The organism is Spiroplasma alleghenense (genome assembly GCF_003363775.1).
GTDB lineage: Bacteria > Bacillota_I > Bacilli_A > Mycoplasmatales > Mycoplasmataceae > Spiroplasma_B > Spiroplasma_B alleghenense.
Map to the genome: position 1 here is coordinate 721,960 of NZ_CP031376.1, position 14,872 is coordinate 736,831.

The following is a 14,872-nucleotide window of genomic DNA, read 5'->3' on the forward strand; positions in this document are numbered from 1 at the left end:
TTTCTCCTTAATTATAATATTATCATTAATGATATGGTTTATAAAGCGTATTATTTTGTTTCCTTAAGTAATTTAATTGTATTGTTATTACTAATTATTTCACTATTTTTTTGCAATAAAATCTCTTGCAACTCTGAATCTTCAGGACTTAATTTAATAATAACTTTTATTAACTTAATTTGTTGAAGCAAAAAATCATTTATTAACTTATGAAATCCAACTTCATAATACTTATCAACATCAATATATTGCCCATTTACATAGATTTCTTCATGAATAATATTATGAAAAATTCATTTAATTAGGGTCAAATTAACAAAGTTTTTAACTTTACTATAAGTAACTATCAAATATTCCTTATATTGTTTAAATTGATCTTCTTGGTTTGGTAGTTCAGTGATTATTTTGACAGCAAAGTCATAATTACTTTTAACTAATTTTCTAAGAGAAATTATTTTACTCTCAATTTCATCTGAAAGTAGATTACCGAATTTATAATCCAAATCTTTCTCCAAAAAAGTTATCATGTTTGCTAATGAAGTTATTTTAAAATAATCCTCATATGGTCACCTGATTTTATATTTATTGTAACTAATTTTGATGATTTTTTGAGTATAGTTTTCTACTATTTTTTGAAAGTGATCTAAAAAATTCAATGATTTATCTCCTAATCTAAATTGCTAATAATTGACTCTCTTCTGATTTTCATTTGAGCTGTTAATCACCCAAAGAACGCCACAACACTTAGAGCCGAAAAAGTTATCATTGGTGCTGCAAAACTTCAAGGGAATTCCATCAAAACATTCGAAGTGGTTCATGCAATATCTAAAACGATTGACCAAACTATCAATGAAAATAGGTATGATAGGATGAAAGCTATAAATGAAAAAATCACATAGTTTCCGATTACGATTCAATTAATTTCTGAGTTCTTGTAACCAAACGCTTTCATTGTAAATATAATATTTTTCGAAGTATCAATTACTATGTTCATTATTATTATAAATAAAATTACTAGAAGCGCAGAATTTAAAATCATAAATAGAGTCATCATCGAGCTAATTTCTGAAACTAAATCGTCAGCATAAATTTTTGATAATTTTACATAACTCATACTTGAATTGTTGAATTTATCAGTAAGACTAGGATTTGTAATAAAAGTTGGACTTTTAGCAAAGCTAACCTCATCGTTGAATAATTCTTTTAAAGGCAAAATTTCTTTCAATCAAAATCCTAAGATTGGGGTCCCGATCTCATAATTAATTGCTAGAGAATCAGTATTAAGCTTGATATTTAAATAAGTGCTTGCAAAATCATTTGTATTTAAATCACCTAAATAAATTTCAGTTTGTGAAGATAAGCGGTTCTTCAAAACAACAGAATCTTCTTTTTCGGGGTTTAAAATACTTGATGAGTTAACTTGGAAAAATGTCTCATAATCAGCAAACATCGTTTCAGTATAAGTATTTGCTAAATTAATGTCAGCAACCCTCATCCTAGTAATTGCCGAAAGCCCTGGATTTGTTTTTGTACTAACAAGAAAACTATCCCCTATTTTTAAATTATATTTTTTGGCAAATAATTTTGAAATAATTACCTTTGTTTCAAAAGGATTGTCAAAACCTTGATTTTTCATATTTTGCAAAGTATCTGACTTGGTCAATCTAATCCTTCAAGCATTTTTAAAATCACCATATTTATTGTCAAAATCAATAAGTTCCATATTTGTATAATCTGAATTTGATTTTATCAGTGGCTTGACGTTTAAACTATATGATAAATTATCAGTATCCCTATTATAAAATAGTTTGTTACTTGTTATCAATGTTTGATTTTCTAGTTGTGATCCAAGGGCTGAAGCAAATAGTATTCTTGTTATTTGTGGAAGGTTTCCTGATTGAAAATCAACACTTCTAGTAAGGCCATTATTATTTTCATTAAATAATTTTTCATTTATTTTAAAATCACTAAAATCTTCTTTACCAATTATATTTTCAAGACCTTTTCTAGTAATGCTTAAGGCTATTTGAGACGGCATTCCTTGATCAATCAGATTGTTATAAGAAGTGTTTGAGTACTCAATTGCTGAGTTTTGAAAGTAAATCAACATGATTATTCTTTTTAAATCATCTAATTTAAAAGCACTTGTTTTACCTTGAATTTGTTCGTGAGGATATAGGAGCGCAGTTTTATCTAATTCACTATTATTACTTATTTGCGGAAGATTTTCAAAGCTGTTGTTTTCACTCATTTCAAAAATGTTTGTTTTTAGCAGTTTTGTTAAACCTATTCCTAAATTTTCTCAATTTTCACTTGAAAATCCATTAGTAATCATTTTATCAGAAATAAGGTTTTCACTATCATTTTTAATAGCTCCAATAATTGAATCAACCAAAAAACTAACTTTTTCTTGAAAATTATCACTATTTTCTTGAACGGTTTTTTGAAAATCACCTTTGTTGTATCCTACATAATTTATAGGATTATTGACAAAATCATTTTCTTTTTCGATCTTGAAGCCATTTTCTTGATCTCAAATAATATTTGGTTGAGAATTGAATTTATAGAAGTGATCCAAATTTTCATTATAAGGTCTAGTAAAGCGGTGATAGTTTTGATCAATTAAATCTTTTGACCCCAATTGGAATAAAAATAACATAGTTGATAAAGAAAATAAGGAAATTGTAACAATGAATTTTCCTTTTGATCTTTTTGTAAAAGCCGATCTTAAACGGTAATTGAAACCAATATTTTTTTGAATCAATAAGTGGTTCATTTTGTTGGAAGTAATTTTTCAAATATAAATCGGAAAGAAAACATATGTCAATATTATTTGAAATTGATTAGGTTCTTTTATTCTTGCTGTGTTATTTATCAAAAACATAGTAGATTTACCAAGTAGTATAGTTATCAAAAAATAACTAATTAATAAAAATGATACTGGTATAAGAATGAATATAAGGGCTAGAAAACCAAGAGAGTAAAGGACTGGATGAACAAAAAATATGATTTGTTCTGAAAAAAGCGACAGTACATAAGATTGAACAGGAAACGAAATAAAATAACCTATCAAAATTCCTATAAAGATTGAAATTGTAACTTTAATAGCAAATACTCAAGCAAGTTCAAAGTTTGTATATCCACTCGCTTTAAAAATTCCCAGTTGCTTTAATGAGTCGTTAATTTCTTTTCTAATTAGGAAATTAATGAATACAAAAGCTAAAAACAAAACCACCACTGCAATCATTATAAATAGCATTGCTTCAATTCTTGTTATATTTAAGTTCTCAATTGAAAAATCATCTTTAAAATTTATCAAGATATCATCACTTTTATTAAAAATTGTCACTCCAGTATTTTCATTCACAAACATTTTTTCGATATTAAAATTTTTATCATTTAATTTAATTAATGTTCTAGCTCTTAGAGCATGAATATCTTGATTTTGATTGTTATAAAAGTCAAAAAATTTATCATCAAAAGTTTTCGAATCTAAGAATGCATAAAAATAATTATGACTATTTTTTCAGGTTGAAAAATAATTTTCCCCGGTTGCAAGTGATTCTAGGCTAGTTCCAAAACCTGATATTTTAAATTTCTGATTAATCATTAGGCCATTATTATATCCTAAAGGCAACTCCAACATATCCCCTATTTTTAAATTGTTAGACTTAGCAAACAAATCAGTTACAACAACTTCTGGTGTATTTGTGTTATATTTTGGTAATTCACCTTCGCTTATAATTAAGTTGTCTAGCTCATTTTTGCTGTTATCTGAGATTTTTCTAATTTCAATTGAGCGACCTTTTGATTGTAAAACCGGTCTTTCCTCAAAATACATTTTAGGCTTATAATCTACTAAAATCTTTTTTTCTTCTAAAGCATTCTTAAAAATCTGATTTTGTAAGAATAATTGAACGCTTCCATAATTTCCGCTGTTCTTGCCAATTAAATCTTGAAAATCAACAGTAAATAATTCACCATAAGTCAGATTTCTTGATCCACCAATTTCTTCAATCTTACTTTGTGTATGCAAACCATTTTGTGAACTCATCAAAACACTCATTGTGGTATTTAAAATACCTGTAAAAACCCTGCCATCCTCAATTTCCTCCATTTTTAAAGGTTGATCTGATTCAGGGGCTCCTAATTGAGCATGAAGTGATTGATAAAATTCTGGGGTAAAAAAACTAAACTCACCTTCAGGAATTTCAAGCTTGATTTCATCATTTAAATCAAAGTCATTATGAGAATAAAAATAATTAAAAACTAAATCAGCAGAGTAATAGTTGTAGTTATTATCCATTTCAAAGTCTCACTTATTGGTTTTTCTTTCAATATTGTTAATTTTATTAATAATCTGAACTGAAGGTCCCATAAGACCGATTGCAGTTAAAGTTAATAAAATTGTAAAAAGAATTGACCCGAAAGTTTCAACTCACGACTTAAAAAAAGTTTTCAAATAACTTTTTGTGATTTTTCTCATAATTTGGTTCTCCTAAAATTTAGATTGTAATCTCGGTTATCTTTTTTCTTTTAATTTTAACATAACTAGACACTCATCCACACAAAATTACCAAAGTTAATATTGAGAAGGTGATTAATGCAATTGATATATTGATTCAATAATTGATTAATAAGTTCATGCTTGATCAAGCAAAAATACTAAAAACGTAGAAAAATAGAATTGACATAAAGTAACTGCAGATAAATAAGATTAGACCTCAGATGAAGTAGTCCCCCATAACAATTCAATTAACTTGTGCCGTTGAATATCCCAGAGATTTTAATGTTAGAATAATCTTTGCAGCCTCATCAATTATTGATAAAACTAGCACCATAATTATAATTGATAAAATAGCAATAATAGCACCTAAAACAATATTTAATATTGTAGTAAGATTTGAGGTCATCGTTTTGGCATAAGCTTTTTCAGCTGAAAAAAGATTAGTGTATGGGGAATCTGATTCACTAATTTTAACTGGATTAGTCATCAAAGTTGGTTTTTTATCCAAAATGCTCCCAATTGGATATTGGTCAAAATCAATAAAATCACTAAAAATTGAACCAAAAATTGGAGTATTATCATTTGATATATTGGTTAGACTACGAGCAATTAAAGAAACATCTCCTGCATTTGGATTCACTTTATTTGAATAATTAAAAACCGGAGTTGTTGAAATTAAATTATTGTAAAGTTGAGAACTATTTCCCCTAACCTCTTCATCACCATAGACATCTAAAAACGTTTTATGATCAACTATTACATCGTGAGAGTAAATATCATCCCCGTTAATGGCACTAACAGTCAATGGCACAGCTAATTTAGTATCCGTTTGAATAATTACTTTAAAAATATCACCTTTTTTTAAATTAAAAGTTTTCGCTGTTAATTTGCTTATCACAGCATTTACACTATTATCTGAATTATTTAACTGTGATAAATTACTTCAATCACTTCAACTCATTTGACTATTTTTTATTACATTAAAGTAAGCGTTTTTGTCCCCCTTGGTTGTATCAGCTAGCACCAAGTTCATTTCAGTGGTTAGGTTTTGACTAAACGGTGCCGCTTTAAAATTATAAGTCAAGTATTCTTTACCACTTCTTAAAAGTAATTGATTATTAAGAACTAGAGTTGAAGGTTTGTCATCATTTAAAAATGCAAGTTGAAAAATGTCTTTTGAAAAAGGACTCGCCTTCGATCAAATTTCGTCTAAAGATTTATTTTTTCTAGATATATCATTACCGCTTTTTAAATCATCAAAGTTTAAGGGATTTCAATAATAATTATCATCACAATCTAAGCTATTATTCTTAATTAGACTTTCAACCATTTTACGAGTTGCAGCTAATGCTGATTCAGGACTTTGACTTTTTAATAATTGTTGATAAAACCATCTACCTTCTTCTTTAAGAAATTCTTTTTCCCCAATCAAGCAAGCTGTTTTACCAACATCTGATAAGTAGTAGTTATTATTTAAATCTTCATAATTTTTTGATGTCATTAAAAATAAAGTATTTTTTAAAGCGCTTGGGTTGGTTTTTGAAACACTTTCAATCAAACTAACATCATAATTATTACTAGGATTAATTTTAATAATGTTACTCAAAAATAAATCTTTAATTATTTGGGCATCATTTTCCTTTAATCCAGTTATTTCATTATCACTTATAATATATTCAGAATTTTTGATAACTTCTTTATTAATACTTTTCAAAAGCCATGATATTTGCTCATGAGATTTAGAAGATTTTTCGTCTAAATTTTTCTTAAAGTCTTTACGATTTTCATAAAAATCAATTTCCATGGGTGCTTCTTGATAAACTTCAGGATTTACTCAAGATAATTTTTTTTCATCTTTATTATAGTCAATTTTTTGATAATTCCCAAAATTATAAGAATGATCAATTGAAGAAATAAACTTCTTGTCCCTTGTAGGTACAAGGTCTTCAGCAAAGGTTCTTACCTGGAATTGAGAAATTAAAATTAATGATGAAAAACTAAATAAAAACATTATCAAAATAAATTTCCCCATTGAACGAGTTGTAAAAGCGCGTCGCAATCGTCAATTAAAACCAATACTACGAACTTCTAAATATCCAGCAATTTTATCATTAATTAATTTAATGATAAAGAATGGGAAGAAAATTATTTGTAAAGCTAAAATTCTTTTGCTGTTTGTTCTTTTTTCTACTCCGTTATCTGAAATCATTTCCAAGGCAGTTTTTTTCATTGATAAAATTATTGAAGTAAAGGCAATTAAGCCAAATAAAATCGGAACGATAATTAGAATCATGAACAAAAATAGTGCATTAAAATAAAATTGATGAATAAAAAACATGATATTAACTTCAAATGAAATAAAACCAAGATATTGTAAGGGTAGTGATAAAAATAATCCCAGTAAGATACCCATTCCTACGATTATCGTTGTTTTGATTGCAAAAATTGATGCAAACGTTGAATTTCGATATCCAAAAGCTTTAAATATTCCTATTTGTCTAACACTTTCATTTAATTCTTTTTTAATTAAAAACATAATAAAAATAAATGCTAAGGAAATAATTAGAAAACCAAGAACAATATTCATAATCACTTGAGCAAAGACACCAATAATTACTGGTTGATTTTTGAAATTAGCTAAATTATTAATAATAACTGAATCAGCTTGATAAATTCCAAATTCATTAACCTGACTAATCATAAATAAATCATTTAAATTAACAGTACTTTTTTGAAAATTGATGTAGTTATTAATTGACAGGTTTGCTCTAGCTAAACTAGTTTCTTCTCAACGTTCGGCCTCTATTTTTTCAATCATTCTATCATCAACATAGCCAAACCCAAATTTACTCATGTCGCGATTAACTTCATTAACATAACCCGTGGTTGCCAGATCTTCGTATCTAATACCTGTTCCCACAACTTTTCATTCTTCCATCTGAGTTTTGCCGTTTTCTCAACCCGTTTCTAATTCAATGATAGAACCTGGTTTAAGGTTATTAAGGCGAGCGAATTTATCTGTTAAAACAATTTCTCTATCTTCAAGGTTGTTAGGATCAACATTGCGCCCCTTTTGAATATAAAGTTGAGAAATTTCTTGACCATTAAAATTATTAAAATCTCTTGATAGTCCATTTTTTAAATGGACTACTCTTTTTTCACTACTTTCAGCAACTCTTGATTTAATAATTGGTAAGTCCAAGGATCAAGTCATTTTAATAAGTTCCTTATTAAAGTTATTATTGGCAATAGTTTTGGTAACATAGAATGGGATTTTGTGGTTATAATTAACGCCTTCAGGATTAGACCCACCAAGGTAATCTGTAAATTCGGTTGAGAAAAAATCAGCTCCTAAGAAGGCACCATTTGAATCCTTAATTTCTGATTTAACTTTACCACCTTGTTCAAAAGTCAACATTGAAGATTTAATTTGCTTTGCAATTAAATCTTCCTTGCTAACTTTTTCATTTTCCTCATTTTCATCTGATAGTGAAGATAAATATTCCTTAAAACGAGGTGTCAAAAAACCATAACCATCTTGGTTATTTGGAGTTGATAAAAAGATTTCATTATCCTTTTTTATGGGATTTCCCTCGTAAAAGTATTCATAAACGAACTGATTGGTTAAAGAATGGGCATTATAATTAAAAAATAAATCTCACTCGTTAGTATTATTTTTAATTTTGCTTGCCCGACTTTGAATTTGCAAAGATGTAGTCATCATTCCAATTGAAACCGAACTTAAGATAACTAAAAATAACAATACTCCCAGCATTTGGACAAAGTATTGTTTAAAAGACCTTAAATAGTTTATTAAGATTTTTTTCATTAGTTCACCATAATTATTATAATCGCTTTATCTATTTTTTTATAAAATTTTACAAAAAAATAGTTAATAAACTATTTACAAAGTTTATTAACTATAAGCTGTTATATTTGTTAATGGACGGTTTGAAATTTTCAGCATTGCTGTAATTCATCCAATTACCATTATAGCTGCTAGTATTGAGAATGAAATAATTGGGGTTTGTCAGTCTGAAGGGAATGGTATTAAAATACCAAACGATTGTCAGACAAACTCTAAAATTCCCATTCATACAAGGATTGATAATAGATAAGCTAATGCAAAACCTATTAAAGTTCAAATTACATAGTTCCCCATTACAACTCAATTGATTTCCCCAGCCTTGTAACCCAATGCTCTCATGGTTAAAATAATGTTTGCCGCTTCATCCACCACAATATTCATAATAACTACTAAGATAATTGTTAACAAGAATGCTACTAGTAAAATAAATAGTGTCATTAAGACTGTTGAACGGGCTAAAATAGTGTCCAAAGTCGCTGTCATCAATTCTAATGGTATATTTGAGGCAAATTCTGTTGGAGCAATTAAACTACCATTGGTTAAAACTGTGAATTGATTTGAATTTCCAGCTCTACCTGCCCCAAATCCTGGTAAACTTTCAAATATTTTATCAAAGATTGTTCCAAATATTGGAGCATCAACCCCTGTTGAAACAGCTACGCTTTTTCCTGCAAATTCTAAACCTGCCACTGATGCTCCGATATTATCAATATCAATACTTCCGTTGAAAAGTCTGTTTTTTGATCAAATTGAATTTCCATAAATAATTTCATTTTGATAGTCTTCGATTACCTGATTTGAACCCTCTTCAGTTCTAAAAGCATTAAAGAAGTTTTCATAAGATGCTATTATTAATGTCCCAAAAGCATTTGATTGGTTAATTCCTGATACTTTAATTGTCAGTGGTTGTTTTTGTGTAGTGTCTGTACGAACTTTGAATTCACTTCCAACTGATAAATTCATTAATTTAGCAATTCGATACGAAACAATGGCATTAATTTTTGTTGGATCTGAATTTTTAACTTTTAGTTCATTATATTGGCTATCACTAACCCCACTAAATCGGTAAATATTTTGAGTTCTTCCAAGATTGTCATCAAAGTAATCTAATTCCAAGTCGAACTTTTGTGAATTCAAGTCATCAACAAGAACATTTGTTTTGTATTGTAATAACTCTCTATTTGAGTCAATATAAATTTGATTTGGTGTTACCACGGCATTTTGATCAACTTGTGCTGTCAATGCCATTGACATTAAAGCTTGAACATCTGGGGAAATACCAGTTAGTAAATCTAGACCACTAAATGTTTGAGAGTTAGGCAGACCTCAATTATTTGAATCGTTACAGTCAGCACTTTCGCCTGTATATGCTTGAGTAAGTACACAAATAGTTTTTGAAACATCACTTAAATAGTAATTATTTTTTTTACCATCAGTTCCATTTACTGTAGCTCCCATTATGGTTTTTTGAGATTCTCCTGTTAGATGTAGTTTTAAAACTTCCTCTGTATTTTTAGTTTTAATTACCTCATCATTTGTAATATCAACATTTTTGTAAACTTTTAATATATCCATAGGATCTAAGATTTTACTTTCTGCAATATCTGTTGCTAGCAACCCTATTACATGAGACATATTATCTCTAAAGGTTGTTGAGTTTTGTTCTAAAGCTGTGTTCATATTATCTTTGTAACCGATAAATTCAGTACGCATTGCATCTCAATCTTGGTTAACAATTTCAACCTTGTCGCCTTTAAAGTCAATTTCTGGATTTTTCTTTCAAGTAAGTCGGTGATCAACACCATCTTGAACCATTTCATATCCTTGGCTGATTGCTGAGCCCATAACTGCTTTAGCACCCAATTGTAAAGTGAATAATAAAGCTGAGAATGAGAAAATTGTAATAACCATGATGAACTTACCTTTACCTCGTGCAGTAAATGATTGTTGTAGTCTTCAAGTAAATCCTTTATTGTGATAACTTAAAGATTGAGCGGTTTTGGTTAAAATTAAACTTGTAATTCCCACTGGGAAAAATACTCATTTCAAAACAGTTCTAAAAGTTGATTTTGTTGGTGCCTTTGTCCCGTTAGTAATTAGTTTTAAAGCAGATTCACTTAAGTATTTTAAAGTTAATAGGTATGAGATAGCTGTAAACAATAACGGAATTACAATAAAGATAATGGTTGCAAATCAAGCTGAGAAGTAAACGCTACTAAATGCATAAGTAACACTGTTGCTAAATTGTCCAGAAACATAATCTTGTAACGGAATTGAAATTATATATCCAAAAATTACTCCAATTGCGATTGTTATTAACATTTTTGTTGCAAAAATTCATGATAATTCTGAATTTTTGTAACCAAATGCTTTAAAAATTCCTAATTGAACTCTTGTGTTATTAATTTCTTTTTTAATAACAAAGTTAATGAAAATAAACGCAAGGACTAGAACTACAACAGCCAAAACTAAGAAAATAATTACTTGAATACGAATATTGCTTAATGCTTGAATTGTTGGATAGTCATATTGAGGGGTAATAAAGTTTTCCCCTTCACGATAAATTGAATCTGATTTTAATAAATCAATTGCAAATAAGTTAAAGACGTTTAAATTTGGAATAAGGTTTTTTGTTCTAATAATTGTTTTATAACCGATTTCATTATTTTTATTTGATTCTCACGAATCTGAACGCAATTGATCTAAATATTTATAACTTACAAATCCATAAGCATATTCATCAGGATTACTTGTCAAGATTGAATAGTTTGAACTTGGAGTTAAAGTATCAAATTTAGTTCCCAATCCAACAACTGTCATCAAACTATTTTGACCTGTTGATATTCCAGGTAAAGTAATTTTGTCCCCAATTTTAATTTTATTTGTTTTAGCATATTTTTCTGTTAGAACAATTTCATTTGTTGAATCTTTTTCAATATTTCGCCCTTTAGAAATTACTAAATTGTTAATTTCTTTATCACCAACCATTTGGTTTTTAGCATCGGCTTGACGTAAATCAATTTCAAAACTATTATTACCAACTCTTGGAGAAGTTAAAAAAGCTGACAACTCATAAGTTAAGGCAATTTTTGATGAATTATTTTTGATAACTTCGCTAGTAACAAAAAGGTTAATATCATTGTGGTATTGATCACTTAACATTTCTTGGAAATCTGGGGTGAAAATATTGTCACTTTTAATGTTGTTAATTTCAGCAGCTCCACCTTTTTCATAAGATACTAATAAGTTGCGAATTTCACGACCAATTTCAGCATGACTTTGGTTTTCCCCTTCATTAACAAAATCTTTTAAATAATCTTTTGCATCATTACTAAAAAGAGTTGTCCCATCTCCTAATGGGTTTTTAATAATCTCTTTACCTTCTGGTCCGTAGTCTTCTCCATTATAGAAGAACGTATATAAGAAACTATCATTAAAATAACTTGGTTTAGCAGTTATATAATTTTCTCAGTGATTAATTTGATTTTCAATCCCTTTATTTTTATTGGTTAATTGTAAAGGAGTTGCCACCATTCCAACTACAACCGCAGTTAGAGTCAAAACAAAGATAATGGTTCCAAATGTTTCCACTCAGGCTTTAACAAACGACTTTAAATAACTTTTTAAAACTTTTCTCATAATATAACCTACATTCCTATTTGATATTTCAAAAAAATTAAAATTAAATGAAATAAATAAAATCTTATAATTTGATATATTATATCAAGTAAATATCATTATTATTAAACAAATTTAAACTTTCTAATAAAAAATAGAATTATTAATAAATAATTCTATTTTAATTATTTTTGAGCCATTCTTGAGTATTTATTAATCTTTGATTGCTGCTGCCCCTAAACATTAGTTCAGGATCATATAGTTCTTTCACCCAGCGACCATCAACTAAAGTATCAATATTTGATAATATTTCAAAACGCGCTTGGGTTTCAGGATTTTCGTTGCGTTGGGCATAGATTTCCTCAATTGTAAATCCGGTGTAAAGTCAGATATTCAAACCTGTTTGAGCTTTTATATCTTTAATTAGTTGTAAAACTTCAATAGCTGAAAACATCGGGTCACCTCCTGAAAAGGTTACCCCACTAAGTAAAGGATTGGATTTTAAATCACTTAATATCTCATCGCGATAGTCTTGGTCAAAATCACGACCAACCTTAAAACTTCAACTTCTCAGGTTATGACAACCTTTACAAGCATGCAAGCAACCTGATACATAAATTGAATATCTTCAGCCTGGACCATCACTAATTGTTTCTTTAAAGATTTTAAGAATTTTCATTATTTAAATTATGCTTGACTCTTTCACGTTCTTCAGCTTGTTTTCCACTGTTTCAACCATCTAGGTCTCCAACAAGATAACCAGTAATACGACGAGTACGAGATATCTCTAAACTTGAACAATTTGGGCAAGCTAATTTAATTAATGAACTATAATTACATTTTTTACAACGATCAACAGGATGATTTAAACTACCATAATTAATTTCATTATCTTTCATCGCTTTGATGACCCCAAGGACAGCATGCAAGTTTTTGCGAGCTTCTCCATCCAATTCAATATAACTAATACTTCCCCCAAGAGTTAGAGGGTGGTATTTAGCTTCAATTTTAATTTTATCAAAAGCTTTGATATTGTAGTAAACTGGAACATGGTTAGAATTTGTAAAATATTCACGGCTTGTTATTTCTGCAATATTACCAAATTTTTTAGCGGTGATTTTAGCCATTCTTCCAGCAACTGATTCAGCAGGAGTTCCAATAACCCCAAAATTTAATTGCTTAGCTTGTTTTCACTCAAGCGCTACTTCATTAATAGCAGTGATTATTTTTAAACCAAAATCTTGAGCTGTCTTTGATTCACCATGATGGGATCCAACCAATGCTTTTAAAGCTTCTGCTAAACCAACAAAGCCTATTGTTAGAGTCCCTTGACGAAATACTGACTCTACTGTATCACTCATTTGCAACTGTCCCCCACCCTTTAAGACATTATTTCCCATCAGGAATGGAAATTGCTTAGCCTGAGCGCTTATTTGGTATTTAAAACGCTCTCATAACTGCTCAGCCACAATATGAGAGTAATTTTTAATAATTTTAATAAAATCTGTCTCAACTTTTTCTAAGTTAATAACTGAGTAATCAATTTTATTATTTTTTAAATAACCATTTTCATCAAGATATTTTAATGCTAAGTGCGGTAAGTTAATTGAAGTAAAGGAAATATTCCCACGGCCTACTGGTGTTTTATCTCCGTTAATATTTTCAAAAGTTCTTGTGCGACAACCCATTGTTGCAGGTTCATATTTTCATGATTGAGGGTCTAGTGCTTTTCATTGTTCGTGAAAGTTGAATGGAGTGTCTAAAAACATAAAATTTGGAAATAGTCTTCGTGAAGTTGTTTGAATTGACTTTAAAAATAAATCGAAATTAATAGTTTTTCAATCAACAATATTTTCCCACTCATCTTGGGGTAAACTGAAAGCTCTTGCTACATCTTCTTCATCATAATTTACTTCTTCTTTTACTTTAAATATTACTATTGGAAAGATTGAGGTTTCCCCATTTCCCAGGCCTTTATTCAAGGCTTCTAGAAGCATAAAAGTAACCAATCTTCCTGACGGAAAGGTACAAGTTCCTAAATTAATAGAAGAAAAAACAACTTGATTTCCTCCTCGAGAATGTTGAGTATTTAGATTATAGATAAATCCTTCCATGGATTGACGAGTTTCTTGTTGAACTTCTCTTTTTGCAATGCTAATTATTTTTTTAAACTGCTTTTTATCTTTAAATAGATTTAATTCTGAGAATAGTTTGTCTTCAACGTTGACAAAAGAATCATAGTTAAAATTTAGTTTTTCTATAATATTTTTTACTTTTTCTTGATCAAACTCTTTTATGTCCTCAAACTCACAAAAATTTTTGATTGTTCTAATAACAGCCTTAACATAACTTTTATTCACACCAGGAGCCATAAAGTAGTCAAATGCTGGTATTGCTTGACCTCCGTGCATTTCATTTTGTGCTGTTTGAAAAACAATGGCTGCTAGTTCTGCATAGACTCCAATTGATTGTGGTGTTCTAATTAAACCATTTCTTGTTCTAAAACCATTTGTAAATAGTTCTTCTAAATCGTATTGAACACAAGTAGCTGATTTTGTAATATAAAAATCTAAATCATGGATATGAATTAGACCTTCTTGATGCAATTTTGCAAATTTTGGATTAACCACATTATTTAAAGCAAAGTCTTTACTAGTTAATGAAGCAAATTTCATCATTTGACCACTTGGGGTATCTCCATTCATATTAGCATTTTCGTTTTTTAGGTCACTATTCTTTACAGCAATTATTGATTTGATATCTTTTTCGTTTTTAGTTTTACTGAATGTCATATTGTCTTTCATAATCTTCTTCTTTTCTATTCTATTCATACTTATAAAGTACTACTTTATTTTAAAAAAATTAAATTTGCATTGAGT

The 14,872-nt window shown here is 28.8% G+C and carries 6 protein-coding genes; all 6 read right to left on the reverse strand.

Features of this window, described 5'->3' with window-relative positions:
* Positions 1 to 50: 50 nt before the first annotated feature.
* The 6 genes from SALLE_RS03295 to SALLE_RS03320 all read right to left on the reverse strand — a co-directional run bounded on the left by SALLE_RS03295 (position 51) and on the right by SALLE_RS03320 (position 14,797).
* Positions 51 to 656, reverse strand: coding sequence for a hypothetical protein (locus SALLE_RS03295; protein ID WP_115558206.1), 606 nt, complete (start codon positions 654 to 656; stop codon positions 51 to 53).
* A gap of 11 nt (positions 657 to 667) precedes the next feature.
* On the reverse strand, positions 668 to 4,486 hold the full coding sequence (locus SALLE_RS03300) for an ABC transporter permease (RefSeq protein WP_115558207.1): 3,819 nt from the start codon (positions 4,484 to 4,486) through the stop codon (positions 668 to 670).
* A gap of 19 nt (positions 4,487 to 4,505) precedes the next feature.
* Entirely contained in the window at positions 4,506 to 8,336 is a 3,831-nt protein-coding gene (locus tag SALLE_RS03305) for an ABC transporter permease (protein WP_115558208.1), read from the reverse strand.
* 87 nt (positions 8,337 to 8,423) lie between these two features.
* The gene (locus tag SALLE_RS03310) at positions 8,424 to 12,014 is read right to left on the reverse strand and encodes an ABC transporter permease (protein ID WP_115558209.1); all 3,591 of its coding nucleotides are present in this window, start codon (positions 12,012 to 12,014) and stop codon (positions 8,424 to 8,426) included.
* 160 nt (positions 12,015 to 12,174) lie between these two features.
* A complete protein-coding gene (nrdG, locus tag SALLE_RS03315) occupies positions 12,175 to 12,672 on the reverse strand; it encodes an anaerobic ribonucleoside-triphosphate reductase activating protein (RefSeq protein WP_115558210.1) in 498 nt (165 codons plus the stop codon).
* Positions 12,659 to 14,797, reverse strand: a complete 2,139-nt coding sequence (locus SALLE_RS03320; protein WP_218936921.1) for an anaerobic ribonucleoside triphosphate reductase — start codon at positions 14,795 to 14,797, stop codon at positions 12,659 to 12,661. Before SALLE_RS03320 ends, nrdG begins: the two co-directional genes overlap by 14 nt.
* Between the last annotated feature and the right edge of the window lie 75 nt (positions 14,798 to 14,872).